Origin of the sequence: Microcystis sp. MC19, from assembly GCF_003019735.1 — a bacterium.
In the GTDB taxonomy this organism is placed as follows: domain Bacteria; phylum Cyanobacteriota; class Cyanobacteriia; order Cyanobacteriales; family Microcystaceae; genus Microcystis.
The window spans coordinates 4,363,042-4,380,136 of record NZ_CP020664.1 but is presented as its reverse complement, the minus strand read 5'-3'; the positions used below and the strand labels follow the sequence as shown (position 1 = coordinate 4,380,136).

Genomic DNA, 17,095 nt, shown 5'->3' with positions numbered 1-17,095 from the left:
TAACTGAATGTCTATAGTGGTATCCCCCGAACAAGTCCATCAAATCGTCAACAACCTCCATCACGATCCCTTTGAGGTTTTGGGGGCCCATCCCCTAGAAGAAGAAGGAAAAGTAAATAAATGGGTTGTCAGAGCCTATTTACCGAAAACCACGGCCGCTTGGGTTATTTTACCGTCCCAAAGACAAGAATATCCCATGACGACCGCTTATCATCCCCATTTTTTCGAGTGCGTCATCGATATCGGTGAACTGAACAATTATCAATTACGCATTCACGAGGGAGAACAGGAACGGGTCATCTATGATTCCTATGCCTTCCGTTCTGCCAAACTCAGCGATTTTGATTTACACCTGTTTGGGGAGGGCAACCATCACCGCATTTATGAAAAATTAGGGGCGCATTTAGCTGAAATCGAGGGTATTAAAGGGGTTTATTTCGCCGTTTGGGCTCCTAATGCCCGCAACGTCTCGATTATTGGTGATTTCAATAGCTGGGATGGTCGGGATCACCAAATGCGGAAACGTAATAATATGGTCTGGGAATTGTTTATCCCGGAAATCGGTGTTGGCACTAAATATAAATACGAGATCAAAAATTGGGAAGGTCATATTTACGAAAAATCTGATCCCTACGGTTTTGCCCAAGAAGTACGCCCGAAAACCGCCTCGATCGTGGCCAATTTAGATAGCTATACTTGGGATGATAGCGATTGGATGGAAAAACGCCGCCATAGCGATCCTTTAACTCAACCGGTTTCCGTTTACGAATTACACCTCGGTTCTTGGCTGCACACTTCCAGTGCCGAACCCCCCCGTTTACTTTCCGGGGAAGGAGAAGCGGTTCCCGTGTCGGAATGGAACACTGGAGCGCGCTTTTTGAGTTACTACGAGTTAGCCCAAAAACTAATTCCCTACGTTAAAGAATTAGGTTACACCCATATCGAATTATTACCGATCGCCGAGCATCCTTTTGATGGTTCTTGGGGTTATCAAGTGACGGGTTATTTTGCCCCCACCAGTCGCTACGGCAATCCTGAAGATTTCATGTATTTTATCGATCAATGTCACCAAAATGGGCTTGGTGTGCTAGTGGATTGGGTTCCGGGTCACTTCCCCAAAGATGGTCACGGGTTAGCTTTCTTTGACGGGACTCATCTTTATGAACACAGTGACCCGCGCAAGGGGGAACACAAGGAATGGGGAACCTTAATTTTTAACTACGGTCGCAATGAAGTCAGAAATTTCCTGGTGGCTAATGCCCTATTTTGGTTCGATAAGTACCATATTGACGGTATTCGCGTGGATGCGGTGGCTTCTATGCTCTATCTCGATTATTGTCGTAAAGATGGGGAATGGGTGGCTAACGAGTACGGTGGCCGGGAAAATTTAGAGGCCGCCGAATTCCTGCGTCAAGTCAATCATGTAATTTTTAGCTATTTCCCCGGAATTCTCTCTATTGCCGAAGAATCCACCGCTTGGCCGATGGTGTCCTGGCCCACCTATATGGGCGGTTTAGGCTTTAATTTGAAGTGGAATATGGGCTGGATGCACGATATGCTCGATTATTTCGGCATGGATCCCTGGTTCCGTCAATTCCATCAAAATAATGTCACTTTTAGTATGTGGTATAACCACAGCGAGAATTATATGCTGGCTTTGTCCCACGATGAAGTGGTTCACGGCAAAAGTAATATGATTGGCAAAATGCCGGGGGATGAGTGGCAAAAATTTGCCAATGTCCGGGCCCTATTTAGTTATATGTTTACCCACCCCGGCAAGAAAACCATGTTTATGAGCATGGAATTTGGCCAGTGGAGTGAGTGGAATGTTTGGGGTGATTTGGAGTGGGGTCTTTTGCAGTATCAACCCCATCAACAGCTAAAACGATTTTTCTCGGATTTGAACGCCACCTATAAGAGTGAACCTGCTCTATATACCCAGGATTTTGGTCAAGATGGCTTTGAGTGGATCGACTGTAGTGATAATAGTCATAGCGTCGTTTCTTTCCTGCGCTGGAGCAAAAATTGGCAGGAGTTTCTGGTGGTGGTCTGTAATTTTACTCCCCAACCCCACAGCCATTATCGCGTTGGTGTACCCCATCCCGGTTTTTATCAGGAAATCTTTAACAGCGATGCGGGTAAATATGGCGGTAGTAATATGGGCAACCTCGGAGGTAAATGGTCGGAGGAATGGTCCTATCATAGCCGCCCCCACTCGATCGATCTCTGTTTACCACCTTTAGGGGTTTTAGTTCTCAAAATCGGTCCTCATGCTTCTGGGGAATAGGTAAGCTTTTTTCAGTGTTGCCAAAGGCACGGCGTAGCCGTCCAGTAAACAGTAAACAGTGAACTGAAAACTAACATCTGATAACTGATAACTGATAACTGACTAACCCCTAACAAAAAAATTTAGAGGCCATCTTGCGGAAAGTGGCCTCTTTTTTGGCTGAATTTTCCAGAAACTATTAAGTTGTTAGATTAGCGAGCAGTGTTTGCACCCATTCTTGAGCGAGTTCTTCCACGTTGCCATTACTGTCGAGATGGCTAAGAATATATTTTTGTCGTTGGTGAGCTAATTCAGCGAGACTACCGATATGAACAAAACTTTCTGGTAAACGATCATTCTCAAAGGAATATGGCTCTCCCAGCTTTGGTGGGTAAAATGTATTCTAAGATACATTTCTCAAGAGCGAGGGGGTGGAACGAACCACAAAGACACAAAGGACACAAAGATCGATCGATCCTATGTCAATTAAACTTATCACACAGAACCTAGAAGAGCCGGAATATTGACCGACGTGGATAAACCGGCATTCTAAGGCGAAAATTAATCAGGGGGAGAAACTGGTTAACCATTTTTCATCTCCCTTAATATTTCCTTACTTTTTCGTTAATATTTATGGTAGCAAAGCCATTAGATGGTCTGAACAGGTACAGACAAGAAAGTGCAGAAAGTGGGCATTTTCCTCCGTCGATCATCGAAACCATAAACAAGCAAAAGTATCTGTATATTTGGTTACTAAATAAGACAGATTTGCCCTGGATGCGGCCCGGGGAAAAGCCGGTCAAAAACTAACCCATCAGGATCACCCTATCGATGACGTGGATCACACCATTATCCGCCTCGATATTACCCGCGACCACCGTGGCATTTTTCACCTCAAAACCTTCGCTACAATCGATGGGAATCGGTGAACCCTCTAGAGAAGTCACTACAGCCAATTTTGCTAAATCTTCCTGCATATATTTGCCCGCAACGACGTGATAGGTGAGAATTCGGGTTAATTGGGGGATATTCTGCACTAGGGTTGTAATCGTACCGGGGGGCAATTTGGCAAAAGCTTCATCGGTGGGGGCAAAAACCGTGAAGGGGCCGGGACTTTTTAGGGCATCCACAAGACTAGCGGCTTGTACCGCCGTCACTAGAGTTTTAAAATTATCGGCACTGACCGCAATATCGACAATATCTGCCATAAACTTGACTCGATCCTCAAAAAAATCATCTATTTCAGATTTTAAACTTAATCTTGTCCCAAAGATCGTTCTAGATAAGTAGGGTGTGGGAATTATGAATTATGAATTATGAATTATGAATTGGGGAAGTGGGGTGTGGGGAAGTGGGGAAGTGGGGAAGTGGGGTGTTTTCTCAGTGAACTGATAACTGATAACTGATAACTGATAACTGATAACTGATAACTGATAACTGATAACTGATAACTGATAACTGATAACTGATAACTGATAACTGATAACTGATAACTGATAACTGATAACTGATAACTGATAACTGATAACTGATAACTGATAACTGATAACTGATAACTGATAAGCGATTTTGCTGAATTTCATAATCGGTTTTTCTGTGCTTTTTTGGGCAGCAATGGTTGAAACCCTTGCCACACCTACAAGGTGATCCTAATTAAGACAGGTAAATGAGTCAATTTCACCCACAACGATGATCTTTTTTTTGTGTAGTTTTGTTGCAAAAAAAAAGTTTTTTTGACAAAAAGCAGAAAGTATGATATGTGCGCCAACCTATTTCCGGCTGCGATTAATTATTGCAGAGTTAGGTTAAAATCAGGGGATTTCCTGTTTCCAAGAGATCAAATACAGAAAAGCAGCAATTCGATCGAGAAATCGATAAAAACAGCCTAGACTAGAAAAAGAATCCTCTATCCTGACAGCTATCCTGTGGAGATTACTTTTTTAGGAACCAGTTCTGGGGTTCCCACTCGTTCCCGCAATGTCTCTAGTATCGCCCTTCGTTTGCCGCAACGGGCGGAAATATGGCTGTTTGACTGTGGAGAAGGAACTCAACACCAGTTACTGCGTAGCGACCTAAAAAGTTCCCAAATTCGACGCATTTTTATCACCCATATGCACGGCGATCATATCTTTGGTTTAATGGGATTGTTAGCCAGTATCGGATTAGCCGGTTCTGCTCAGGATATTGATATCTACGGACCCCCCGGACTAGGGGACTATCTGCGCGCTTGTGCTAAGTATTCCTATACTAATTTCGCCAATCGGGTGCGTGTCCATCCCCTTTCCCCCGGCATACTCTACGAAGATGAAGAATTTACCGTCTCCTGTCAGCTATTAAAACATCGTATTCCCGCCCACGGTTATCGCATCGCCGAAAAAGACCGTCCTGGACGTTTTGATGTGGAAAAAGCCAACGCTTTGGGTATTCCCCCCGGACCTATTTACGGCAAGCTGAAAAAGGGGGAAACTGTCACCCTTCCCGATGGCAGAAAAATTCGCGGTCAGTCCCTCTGCGGGGAAACGGAAATCGGCCGTAAAATTGCCTATTGTACCGATACTATTTTCTGTGAAGGCTCGATCGAATTGGCACAGAATGCAGATGTGCTAATTCATGAGGCGACTTTTGCACACCAAGATGCCGGGTTAGCCTTTGAAAGTGTTCACTCCACTTCGACGATGGCAGCCCAGGTGGCTTTGGCAGCCCAGGTAAAATTGTTATTAATGACCCATTTTAGCCCCCGTTATCTACCGGGGAATTCTCTGGATATTTCCAATCTGTTAGAGGAAGCGCGGGCGATTTTTCCTAACACTAAATTAGCCTACGATTTCCTCACCTACGAAGTCCCTCGCAACCGTCAAGAAATGGCCTTAGGAGTTAAATAATTATGCCAGCAGCAGTAGAAGAAAAAAGCATGGTTCCCACGGTTTTAGTGGGTATTGGTGGCACGGGTAACGAGATTTTATCGCGCTTGCGTCGTTTAATCGAGGAAAGTTATGGCAGTTTGAGCAATTTTCCGATTGTCAGTTTTTTGGTGGTTGATACGGATAAGGATTATAAAATCAGTAATCCTGAAGCTGCCGGCAGTGCTTTTAAAGATAACGAAAAACACTGGGCCCGGGTGAGTGGAAAACAGGTACAGGAGATGGTATCTGACATGGATAGATATCCCTGGATTAATAGTTGGTTTCCCCCGGAATTAGAGAGAAATATTACTTCCCTGGAAGCGGGAGCGGGACAAATTCGCGCCTGTGGCCGTTTTGCTTTATTTTGCAATTATCATGAGATCCAAAGAAAATTTCTGGACGCAGTGAGACGGGTAAAAGGACAAGAAAACTTTATGCTCGATCGCTATGGAATTAAAGTTAATAATACTGCTATTAATGTCTTTACTACGGGTTCTTTAAACGGTGGTACAGGTAGCGGAATGTTAATCGATCTAGGCTACTGTATTCGTAATTGGTTGCGCGGGGAAAGTAGTCCTTTGAGTACGGCAATTGTTCCCACTCCTGAAGCATTTGCGGGGATTAGTGTCGGCGATCGAGTTTTGGCTAATGGTTACGCTGCCCTGATGGAATTAAATTACTTTTCTGACTACAGAACCGAATATCATCAACAGTTTAGCAGCGGTTTAGTCGATGAAGTTGTTAGTAAGCTACCCCCCTTTGATTTTACCTATTTAGTGGGGACAAAAAACGGCGAAGGGGATTTTAAACTTGGTCAAATTAGGGAAATGATCGCCCAAAATATCTTCCTAGATATGACCTCTGATTTTGCCCCCCATAAGCGTTCCATTAGAGATAATATTAAGGGTTCTTGGGCGCAAGCTGACCCGGGAGGTCGCGGTTATCCTAAGCAATTTATGAGTTTTGGGCTATCAACTATTGAAATTCCTATTGCCCAAATTCGTGCCTCCTTATCGGAACGTTTAGCCAAAGATTTAATTAATTGGTGGCTGAATGATGCAGTGATTTTACCCGCTCAAATGTTGGAGTTAGTCAGAAGTGATATCCTCAAAAGAATGCGCTTGAGCGAAGGGGAATTAATTATGGATTTATGTGCCGACAAGGATCGCTCTTTAATTGCCATAATCTCCCAATGGATTAACGAAACTCGTCAGGAAATCAATCAAGATAATTGGCTATCTTGTACAAAGCAGGGTGTTAATATTTTAGGCAATGAACAGGGAAAAATTCTGCAATTTATTGATGATTATTTAACGCCAAGAGTCGAGGAATTTAAACGCAATCATTTACTAGAATTGAGTCCCGATGAACGGCTGCACGGCGATTACCTGAAAAAGATTTATAGTAACCGGGATGAAATTATTCAACGGGGTAAAAAGTCCCTAGAAATGGAGTTTTATAATATCCTTGAAGATCGGAACCGTGGGGTAAAATTTGCCGAGAGTTTTATTGTTTCAGTACGACAAATCTTCACCGACATAGCCGAAAAATTCCGTCGCGATCAAGAACAGGTTTGGAGTCAAAACGAAAGTAAACGTCAACGGGAATACGACACAGCCTTGGCAGAAATTAATGATCTGAAAGATAAACTTCATATCTCGAAAAAAGATAAGATGGAAGAATATTGTGAACAAGCTTTAACGGGATTGGAAGGCCATTTAATGGCCAATATTCAACGAAAAACCAGAGGTGCAGGAGTAGAGGTTATTAACCGTTTACTGGAACATCTTAATCAATTAGAAAGCCGTTTTAATCGCTTTCGTCAGAAAGTAATTCAAAGTCGCGATCTATTTAATCTCCAGTCTAATCAACAGATCGATAGTGCCGATGCTTTGTTAATTAATGGGATTAAATTATTTGACAGACAAGAATTAAATGGTCTTTATCAAGACTTTATCGAACAATTTGCCTCTGGGATTGTCGGTAACAAAAACGCCTACGATACGGGTATGGATAACCTTTGTTTACCCCTCTCAGAAGAGATTTTAAAGCAATCTAGCCCCCTCTGGAAAGAAACTCGCCGTGCCGACGAAAATATGCGTTTATTTGACATCACCGAGATTGCCGATATTCGTCAAGGAGATTTTCAAAAAGTTATCCTAAATCAAGCTAATCAACTCCTACAAAATGCTCCCGCTAGTAGTCGAATTCAGCAGGAATTAGCCGCTTGCGATCGCTTGTTAAAAATCTATAACAACGATGCCGATATTATCAATAATCTTCGCATTGCTTACCAAAAATCGCGCCCCCTAATTATGCTCAATCCTGCGGTTTTGCGAGGAAAAGATGCGGGTTTTACGCCTCAATTAAATCAAAATGTTGCCCTGATTGGAGGAAGAAATACCAGTAACCCAGCAGCCCAAAAAATTATTCCGAAACTGCGGGAATTTATTGCAAACGAAGACGATATTAAACCCTTGGGAGACGTGGAAAAATATCGTCTTGTCTTCGTGCAGGAAATTGGCGGTTTTTCCCTACGTTGTCTCGAGGGAATGCGAGAACTGCGGCAATCCTATCAGGACTGGAAAGGGGAATTTATTCTCGCTAAACGCGCCCAACAAATGGGGGAAAATCGCGATTTACCCATCCCCGTGCATATCCAAAAGGAACCTCCTTTCTGGGATGTTTTTCCCGAAGATCCGAGTATTTATCAATTGGTGGTGACAGCCCGGGCTTTAAAAGTGCTTTTTCCAGAAGTCAATCGAGTCACTAATGAGAAAACAATTCGCTATGAAATTAAAACCGCAACGGGATTAAAAAAAGTCGATATCGCCACCAGTTGGGAAGATGCGGTACAGGTGTTAGAAGTAAAAGCTTGTCGCGAAGATAAGGAAAAAATTCAAAGTCAGGTGACAGCTAAGTTACAGGCTGCAGCCACTCCCGAGAAAAAACAAGCTTTGTATCGGACTTTTATCCAATATTTACAACAACGTTCCGAGGAGTTAACAGGAGGAAAAGATAATACAGAATATAAACGGGAAGATGCAATTATTTTGCAGTTAATCGATAACTATAAGTTGGATAGCGGTGGAGAAATTCCTCTTTCTCCGGTGACGGAAGTGGCTAACCCAGCTTTAATTATCTGCGGTAATTGTGGACACAAAAACCCGCCCTCGTCTAATTTTTGTTCTAAGTGTGGCGCAAAATTAGTTAAGTAGAAATTAGATTTTGGGTTTGATCCCCCCTGCCCCCCTTGATCTGTCCTTTAGTCACATCTTTCTTAACATTTCAAACCTTTGTGGCACAAGGCTTTCAAGACTCGGTTAACAATTTGTAATATTCCTTGTTGACACCCTTACTGACAAAGAAAAAACTGAAATCAAGTCAGGATAAGGGTTGGAGTGCTTACTGCAAAAATTGTTAAGAAAGATCCCTATAAGGGATAGCCCCCTTGATAAGGGGGGTGCCGATAGGCGGGGGGATCCGCCTTGATAAGGGGGGAATCTGACAATTTTTAAGTACCTAAGCAAAATTAATTACACATATCTAACCACCTCTTGCCTCTTGTCTCTTGCCTCTTGCCTATCTTCACTAGGAAATTAATTTTGCACGACTACTTAACACCTACCTAATTTAACAGAAAAAGTGGGGGTGTTAGCTGGACTAACATCCCCCACAATGAAAATTTTCGGGAAAAATTGCCTAATAACGAAAAAACTGGATTATAATAAGGTCTTTGCTCAAGATTTTTGCTAATCGCTAACTGCCATAAAACCCAATCAAGACCCCTGTTTATCGAGAGAAAAACCAATGGTAGCCACTTTAAAAGGACGAGATGTTTTAAGAATAACCGACATGAGTAGCGAAGAAATCAGCGCCCTACTCAATCTATCGGCACAGCTTAAAGCTGGTAATCTTAACCCTAGCTGCAACAAAGTATTAGGATTGCTATTTTATAAAGCTTCCACTCGGACCCGGGTTTCCTTTACCGTCGCCATGTACCAGTTAGGGGGACAGGTGATCGATCTTAATCCCAGTGTAACCCAAGTGGGGCGCGGGGAACCCTTAGCCGATACAGCCCGGGTACTCGATCGCTATCTCGATATTCTCGCAGTTCGCACCTTTAAACAAGAGGATTTAGAAGCTTTTGCCAATTACTCGCGCATCCCGATTATCAACGCTTTAACGGATTTAGAACATCCCTGCCAGATATTAGCCGATTTACAGACTATCCAAGAGACTTTTCAGACTTTACGGGGAATTAACCTCACCTATGTGGGGGATGGTAATAATGTCGCTAATTCTCTCCTCTTGGGTGGTGCTTTGATGGGGTTAAATGTGCGGGTTGCCTCCCCCGCAAACTATCAACCCGATGGGGAAATTGTCGCCAGCGCCCAGGCTATTGGCGAGAAAACCGGTAGTAAAATCTTAATTACCGACGATCCCGTTACTGCTGTAAAAGACTCTCAGGTGGTTTATACTGATGTCTGGGCGAGTATGGGACAGGAAAGCCTCGCTGATGCCCGAATTCCCGTTTTTCAGCCCTACCAAGTCAACGAACAGCTAATGAGTCACGCTGACAAAGACGCGATTATTCTCCATTGTTTACCTGCTCACCGGGGCGAAGAAATTACCGACGGGGCGATCGAGGGTGTACAATCAAAAGTCTGGGAGCAAGCGGAAAATCGGATGCACGCCCAAAAAGCTTTAATGGTGAGTTTATTGGGATTAATCTAGCTGCAGATGCTCAGTTACTAAAATAATTATTAAACTCGATCATCAATCATCCTAAGACCTGTCCGACACCAGAAGTTAACGCTAGGATTGATGGTAAGAGCAATAATCAGGGCAGCCTCCACACCTAACTATATGTCAGACACCTCCGCCGTTAAAAAATATCTCGCCCATTGGTTTCAATTGGGAAAAAAAGTTATTTGTCCCAAAAACCAAGCTATGCTATTTCCGCTGCCAATTTTCAATGCTGATCGCTATTCGTCGGAGTTTGAGGATTGTTGGCAAAAAATGCTTGATCCTCAAAGTGGCGATTGTTACCTAGAAGGTACTCAACAAACCATCCAAGACTTACTTTCCCCTCAATGGGAATTTCACCCCTGCGCTCGTTGTACTATACCTGTACCAATTGAAGTGCTGGGCCAATCGGGTTTATCCTGTCCCTGCCATGATTTGAGTAATTGGCCCAATTTAGAATTACCCCTACCCCATTTACCCGTCAATAGTCAAGAAAATCTCGATCGCATCCGGCAAAGATTGCTAAAAAATTCTCCCTCACATTAACCGGACAAAAAGAGACGTTAGGGGTAACGTCTCGAAAAAAGGATTGGGATTTAACGATTTCTGCCAAAAAGATTGACTAAATCCCGCAATCTCTCGCTATATTCTCCGGTTAAAGCTTCCTGACGATAGCGCCATGACCAATTGCCTTCTGGGACACTGGGGGTATTCATACGCGCATCGGATCCTAAACTTAACACATCCTGTAACGGTACGATCGCCTGATTAGCCACGGAACTATAGGCCAGTCGAATCAGATCCCAAGCCACTCCCTGACCACTGGGAGCGCCAAGATATTGATAAAGTCGCGCTTTTTCGTAGTCATTGGCGTTATCCTGAAACCAGCCCACAGTAGTATTATTATCGTGAGTGCCGGTATAAATCACACAGTTGCGTTCGACGTTGAAAGGAAGATAGGGATTACCCGCATCACCCCCAAAAGCAAAGTGGAGAATCTTCATCCCCGGGAAGGCAAAGTGATCGCGAAAATCTAGAACTGCTTGGTCAATATCGCCCAAATCTTCGGCAATAATCGGCAATTTACCTAAACGAGCGCCAATAGTATTAAAGAGATCATAACCCGGGGCCTTGAGCCAACGACCATTAATAGCATTTTCCTGGCCGAAAGCCACCGCCCAATAGGCCTCTAATCCGCGAAAATGATCGATACGGATGATATCGACTAGGGAAAGAACCGCTTTTAAACGGCGTACCCACCAGTCAAAGCCCGTATTTTTGAGATAATCCCAGTTATAAAGAGGATTTCCCCATAATTGCCCCGTTTCTGAGAAATAATCCGGGGGAACCCCCGCCACTTCCAAGGGATTACCGGTTTGCGGATCCAGTCGGAAAACCTGCGGATTTGCCCAAACATCGGCACTATTATGGGAGACATAAATGGGGATATCACCGATAATCTCGATACCGAGGGAGTTAGCATAGCGTTTTAGGGCTAACCACTGCTCAAAAAACTCAAATTGCAGGAATTTGTGCAGAAAAATCTCCTCTTGTAACTCCTGTTTCGGTGTTTCCAACGCACCCCAATGACGTTCGCGAATTTCTGTCGGCCATTCCATCCATGCTTTACCCTGGTAAGCGTGGGATAAAGCCATAAATAGGGCGTAATCCTCTAACCAATCAGCATTGCCAGCACAAAAGCCAGCAAACTGTTTGTAAAGAATTGTGTCAGAACCCTTGACAAAATTGCTCGCCGCCTTTCTAAGTAGGGGAATTTTCCAAGCGATCAATCGCTCAAAATCCACTTGATCGAGGGGAAAATCGGGAATATCCTCGAAATCTGCCTCACTAAGCAGGTTTTTCTCCCGAAGAAGATCGAGACTAATCAGGAGATGATTGCCGGCAATGGCACTAAAACTCATGTAGGGAGAGTTACCGTACCCTGTGGGGCCTAAAGGGAGAATTTGCCAGAGTTTTTGACCACTTTGAGCCAAAAAATCGATAAATTGATAGGCTTCCCTACCTAGTTCTCCAATCCCGTAACGACCGGGGTGACTGGTGGGATGAAGCAAAATACCGCTAGAACGGCTAAAAGCCATGAAAAAACCCCCTTATCAATGATTCGGTTAGCAGTTCTTAAGTGTTTAAAGCTGAATGCTCACTGCTATCTCCAAGCTAACCCGATCTCGATCGATAACGGCAATACTTAACAACTTTATTAGACCTATAATGTAGGGTCTGCTGAAAAAGTTTGTTGGTGGGGTTAGGGTGTGGGGTTTTATCCATTGAGATTTTTTTGTCTTTGCGAGTGGTTCGGTAAGTCTGATCCAGTGATTAGGTTTTTCAGTATAGTTATTTCCTCTCTGGCCAAAACTTTTCAGTTAACAGAGTATCCAAATCCTTCGCAAAAGGACAAACATCAGGAAAACTGGTATCAGGATAATCCTCGCGCACCGACTCTAAAGCTTCCCCGTAGGATTCCCCAAAGATCTCGACTAGAAAGCTTTTTAAACTCGGTGAGTATTTAAACTCTTTTTTTAACTCGTTGCGAAAATTCCGGATCTCGACCTCCCATCCCCGATAACAATCCGGGAGAGCGACATAACACCGTTTTAAGAGATGCTCCAGTAAACGAACCAGAAAACTATGAACCGATTTACGCTGACTAATTCCCAAGGATTCCACCTCCTCGATTAAATTGTCCAGATCGATCGCAGCGAAATCTCCGGCTTTTAATCGATCTACTGTTTCGTCGATCCAGAGAGCGAAATCGGTATCGTAGAGCGTTTTCGTGGTTGTTGGTGTCATGCTCACGTCCTCTCGGTATTCTTTCACTATCCTAGTCCAACCGGCTCAAAATTTTTCCAATACTTCCAACTCCTCTAAGATTATAGATATCTTGTGAGAACCAAACTCCGTTTTGCCTTTTGCATGAGTAGAAAACGGGTTTCTCCGAGAAACCCGTTTTCTGTGCGTTACTCACTGAACTTCTCCCATACATATCTACTACAATAGCCGAAAACCCTTATCCATCAGACGACAGATAATGTGTGACTGCACAACAACTTAAGCGGGTGAGGGGAATCGAACCCCTATCATTAGCTTGGAAGGCTAGGGTTTTACCACTAAACTACACCCGCATTTTCTTAGCACTTTCGTTAGCATAACACGAATTGCCGATTTTTACAAGTAGGGTCTTTCAGCTTGTGAATCGCCCCTAGATGGTCATAGATCGCCTAAAAATCCCGATCGCTCCTTTTTATCCCCGATTTGGCTAAAAGTTTCTTCCACGCGATCGAGGTCTAGTTGGGAGAAATTATCGATCGCCCAGTTGGACACTCTCTGCATAAAATGGAAGGGATAGGTATGAGCGATTCCCACCACCTGCATTCCCGCTCTTTTTGCCGCTTCGCAACCGGCAAAAGTATCTTCAATCACCAGACATTCCCAGGGTTGCAATTGCAGATTAAAATTCCAACGATTGAATCTTTCTACGGCCAGTAAATAACCATCCGGTTGGGGTTTACTGGTGCTGATCTCATCCCCGGTGACAATGACACTAAAATAATCCCCAAGGCCCGTCTGTTGCAAGATCGATTCTACTTCCGAGCGTATTGCTCCCGTCACCAAACCGATTTGTAGATCCCTGGCCTTAACCCGTTTTAAAAAAGAGTATATCTCTTCATAAATAGGAAGTTTCTCTAATTTTCCTAATCTTTCTCGGTATAAACTGGTTTTTTTGTTAATTAACTTAGTCAGATACTCCTCGGTCACTTGACGACCGCGACGGGTGAGAACATTACGCAAACAGACGCGATCGCTTCTTCCCAGACATAACTCCGCAAATTCCGACCCTAGGGGCAGCAAATTTTCCCCGAGCAAGATTTCATTGATTAACTCTTGATGGATCGGTTCATCATTGATGATCACCCCATTAAAATCGAACAGAACAGCCTTTAACATCAATCTTAGACAGAAAAGCTAATAAATACTCAGTGTTCTTGATTATACTAAAGTTTTTCGTCGAGGCTGGGGGGGTCTTGTCCCTGACCCCATCTCAACAAACAATTTTAACCGGAAAATTGCCAAGGCCTTGACAAATTTCCAGATTTGCTCTATTATTTTGTTATAGTGGGAATCCGTGCTGCCCTGTAACCCCCTTATTTTGGGTTTGCTGAAAAGGTACGGGCGAAGCATTCGGATAGAAAATCTACGGTTTCAGTGATAGGTTATTGCCCGAATGCTTCGCCCCTACAGGACGCGGGCCGATGAAGACGCAAGGTTTTGAAGCACGATTCTCTCCTTGCACCTGTTTCGCAAGACAAGCCCCCAAAACCCTTACCTTGCCTACATTTCACATTTATTAAGCAAGCCCCATTCTGGGTTGAGATATTAGCCAAAAATATAACAAAAGAATTTAGGTCATTGTTTCTTGTTTCGTTTCCGATACCCAACAACGGAATAATTCCACAGCAATCCGATAACGGGAGTCTTGGCATTCGATGACATGATGATTTTCAAGGGTTTTTAGGGCCCAGTCGAGAGTTGTGGCAGTTAGTCCGGTGCTGGACAGTAAATCTCCCCGGGTTAATCCTTGCAGATGGGGAGAAAGAACTATTAAAATCTCCTGTTGTCCGGCCGCATCTTGTTTAGCCTGTTTCCAGACACCCGTAAAATAATAATTCCCCCTTTGGAAAAACTCAGCATCGATGGCTTTTTCCACATCTTCCACCTGAAAACGAATATCTTGGGGACGTTGCAACTCAAAGACCTGTTTATTATAAAAACGTACCAGATGAAAGCCGATCAGTTGTACTAAATAGGGTTGACCGTGGGTAAGTTGATAAATTTTGTCCAAAGCGGATGGGGTATAGTCTAGGGGAAAATCCTCGTCTTCCCCAACGGGATTAGCGAGGATAACGCGAGTGGACTCAGGAGAGAGGAAACTAACTGGAATCGGGTAAATACTGCCAAAAAAAGGATGAAAATAATCGGCAGTCATCTCCTCTAGGGTATGTAATCCGGCAAAAACAAAAGCTAGACGCGGACTACTCTGGACAAGGGAACGCAGATAGCCGAGGAAATTCCGGGGGAGGGTATTCGCTTCGATTAAATCCTCAATTATCTCGAACTCATCGAGGGCAATAATTAAACCGGTTTTAGCTTTTTCCGGCAGAATCTGGCGCATCAGACGGTCTAAATAACGATTAAAATACATTTCTGGATGTTGGGAGATTTTTTCCTCTTCTGGGGCATCAATTGCCAAAGTTTGGGCGATTTCCTCAGCCATAGTCAGGAGAACTTCGGCTAGGCTGGTTACTGTGGCCAAGCGCTGTAAATTAATGTAGATAACGGAGACATCTGGTGGAAGATATGCCTCCAGATTGCGTAGAATCGAAGTTTTACCCATGCGACGATGACCATAGAGAACCACGGAGGATAGGTTATCTCCGGACCACATTGACTGAAGTTCCCGCAGGATATCCTCACGACCAACAAAGCGTTGACCGATCACCGGATCACCGATAATGTAGGGATTAGGAATCGGTTGGGTAATAGTTACCGTTCCCACCGTTCCCGCGATGGATGCGCTAATTTCTGCCCATTTTTCGGCGATAGAAAGGATTAATTCTTTTTCTGCTTGGGGTAAAGTAGCCGCCTGTTGGTCGGCTATATCGATTAATTCCCCGATAATCCGATTAAGAGCGAGGGATCTGACCTGTTGGGAGTAACTTCTCTGGACTAAAGCCATTTCTGTGATAACTAGATTTAAACTGCTGATAGCTTGCCAAGTTTGCGGACGTAATGACGGTTCTGGGGCAATGGGGGCAACCTTCAGGGAAGCGATACTATCGGGAGTTGCTGCCAGACTAAATCGGTGTAAAGTTTGGGCTAGGCTATACATTTCTTCCCCGTAGGTGAGGGAACGTACCACAGCAAAGGCTTTTTCGGCTTTTTCGGTGTCCTGTTGGCGAAGATACCAAAAACCGGCGGCGGCGGCACGAGCAGGGGTATCTAGACGGATTTTGCTGCGAGGAAAAGAAAACGGTTTCGCGGACGCATATTTTAACAATTGCCAATCGGAGGTATTTTCTGCCAGACGGGAGATGCGATAGATAATTTCTGCCTCTGGGAATTGCGGTAAAACGCGGTTAACGGCGACAAGGACAGGAATAAACTGGCAGCTGTACCGAAGGTATTGATTGAGGTTATTAATAGCCGTTTCCCAGTCTTGCTGTAACCATTGTTGTAGAGTCGAGGTTAACCCCGGCAGCGGTAGAAAGGTAATACGGGGAAAAAGTCGCCCTTGAGGGCCAGCAAAAAGCCCGATTAGCCAATTATCAGGACGGAAAAAGGCGAATATACACCCCACGCCGAACCCCACGACGGACCCCACGCCGAACCGCACGCCGTACACCACGCCGGACACCACGCCGTACACCACGCCCAACCACACGCCCAACAGCACGCCGGACACCACGCCGTACACCACGCCCAACCACACGCCCAACAGCACGCCGGACACCACGCCGTACACCACGCCCAACACCACGCCCCACACCACGCCGGACACCACGCCCCACACCACGCCGAACACCACGCCCAACACCACGCCGGACCCCACGCCGAACACCACGCCCGACACCACGCCGGACCCCACGCCCGACACCACGCCCAACACCACGCCCACCCAATCAACAGAAAGTCCTAAATTTGCCGCTATGCTAAAGATAATCAGAGGGGTAATTACAGTTAAGAGAAGACCCTGAATCCCTAGACGCAATTGTACGGGATGGTCGCGGAGAAATTGCATTCTATCGCGCCATGTTTTCTGTTCTGTTAATTTATCGCCGCCGCCTCTCGTTTCCACATACCAGCGCACTGCTTGGGGAAAATAAAACACCCAGTACAACAGCAAAAGATAATCAAAGGGATTCCATAAAGATAAATCGCGTTTGAGTTTAGGAGCGAGATTAATTCTGGGGACGGTGCTTTCCTTCATAATTTTTATCTCTAGCTATTTACCCGGTGATGGTTTATTAAGTAGTTAGGTGTTACTCAAGGTAGGATCAAACCCCCCTTATCAAGGGGGGCAGGGGGGATCAAAACCCCCTTATCAAGGGGGGCAGGGGGGATCAAACCCCCCTTATCAAGGTAGGATCAAACCCCCCTTATC

The 17,095-nt window shown here is 44.6% G+C and carries 11 protein-coding genes, 1 tRNA gene and 1 pseudogene; 5 read left to right on the top strand and 8 right to left on the bottom strand.

The window, feature by feature from the left end:
- The first annotated feature begins 7 nt into the window (after positions 1 to 7).
- On the top strand, positions 8 to 2,287 hold the full coding sequence (gene glgB / locus B5D77_RS22240) for a 1,4-alpha-glucan branching enzyme (RefSeq protein WP_008198860.1): 2,280 nt from the start codon (positions 8 to 10) through the stop codon (positions 2,285 to 2,287).
- A 285-nt stretch (positions 2,288 to 2,572) separates the two neighbouring features.
- On the opposite strand, the pseudogene B5D77_RS28205 reads toward glgB, so the two are convergent.
- The 3 genes and pseudogenes from B5D77_RS28205 to B5D77_RS22230 all read right to left on the bottom strand — a co-directional run bounded on the left by B5D77_RS28205 (position 2,573) and on the right by B5D77_RS22230 (position 3,849).
- Positions 2,573 to 2,765: pseudogene (locus tag B5D77_RS28205) on the bottom strand (hypothetical protein).
- Positions 2,766 to 3,072: 307 nt separating this feature from the next.
- A complete protein-coding gene (locus B5D77_RS22235) occupies positions 3,073 to 3,474 on the bottom strand; it encodes a fasciclin domain-containing protein (RefSeq protein ID WP_106909667.1) in 402 nt (133 codons plus the stop codon).
- Between the two features lie 99 nt (positions 3,475 to 3,573).
- The gene (locus B5D77_RS22230) at positions 3,574 to 3,849 is read right to left on the bottom strand and encodes a hypothetical protein (protein WP_106910049.1); all 276 of its coding nucleotides are present in this window, start codon (positions 3,847 to 3,849) and stop codon (positions 3,574 to 3,576) included.
- A gap of 342 nt (positions 3,850 to 4,191) precedes the next feature.
- Here B5D77_RS22230 and B5D77_RS22225 point away from each other — a divergent pair, with 342 nt between their 5' ends.
- The 4 genes from B5D77_RS22225 (at position 4,192) to B5D77_RS22205 (ending at position 10,464) form a co-directional block, all read left to right on the top strand.
- The gene (locus B5D77_RS22225; RefSeq protein WP_008198852.1) at positions 4,192 to 5,148 is read left to right on the top strand and encodes a ribonuclease Z; all 957 of its coding nucleotides are present in this window, start codon (positions 4,192 to 4,194) and stop codon (positions 5,146 to 5,148) included.
- A 2-nt stretch (positions 5,149 to 5,150) separates the two neighbouring features.
- Positions 5,151 to 8,387 carry a tubulin-like doman-containing protein gene (locus tag B5D77_RS22220; RefSeq protein ID WP_008198851.1) on the top strand — a complete coding sequence of 1,079 codons (3,237 nt, stop codon included), beginning with the start codon at positions 5,151 to 5,153 and terminating at the stop codon, positions 8,385 to 8,387.
- Positions 8,388 to 8,979: 592 nt separating this feature from the next.
- Positions 8,980 to 9,906: an ornithine carbamoyltransferase gene (gene argF, locus B5D77_RS22210; RefSeq protein WP_106909665.1), complete on the top strand. Its 927-nt coding sequence runs from the start codon at positions 8,980 to 8,982 to the stop codon at positions 9,904 to 9,906.
- A gap of 132 nt (positions 9,907 to 10,038) precedes the next feature.
- Positions 10,039 to 10,464, top strand: a complete 426-nt coding sequence (locus B5D77_RS22205; protein ID WP_106909664.1) for a hypothetical protein — start codon at positions 10,039 to 10,041, stop codon at positions 10,462 to 10,464.
- 50 nt (positions 10,465 to 10,514) lie between these two features.
- Here B5D77_RS22205 and malQ read toward each other — a convergent pair whose 3' ends face one another.
- The 5 genes from malQ to B5D77_RS22170 form a co-directional block, all read right to left on the bottom strand.
- Positions 10,515 to 12,017, bottom strand: coding sequence for a 4-alpha-glucanotransferase (gene malQ / locus B5D77_RS22200; protein WP_008198836.1), 1,503 nt, complete (start codon positions 12,015 to 12,017; stop codon positions 10,515 to 10,517).
- A 253-nt stretch (positions 12,018 to 12,270) separates the two neighbouring features.
- Positions 12,271 to 12,726 carry a DUF29 domain-containing protein gene (locus tag B5D77_RS22195; protein WP_008198834.1) on the bottom strand — a complete coding sequence of 152 codons (456 nt, stop codon included), beginning with the start codon at positions 12,724 to 12,726 and terminating at the stop codon, positions 12,271 to 12,273.
- Positions 12,727 to 12,987: 261 nt separating this feature from the next.
- Positions 12,988 to 13,058 (bottom strand) — tRNA-Gly (locus tag B5D77_RS22190).
- An 85-nt stretch (positions 13,059 to 13,143) separates the two neighbouring features.
- Positions 13,144 to 13,881: an HAD family phosphatase gene (locus tag B5D77_RS22185; RefSeq protein WP_106909663.1), complete on the bottom strand. Its 738-nt coding sequence runs from the start codon at positions 13,879 to 13,881 to the stop codon at positions 13,144 to 13,146.
- Positions 13,882 to 14,335: 454 nt separating this feature from the next.
- A complete protein-coding gene (locus tag B5D77_RS22170; RefSeq protein ID WP_106909661.1) occupies positions 14,336 to 16,921 on the bottom strand; it encodes an ATP-binding protein in 2,586 nt (861 codons plus the stop codon).
- Positions 16,922 to 17,095: the final 174 nt, after the last annotated feature.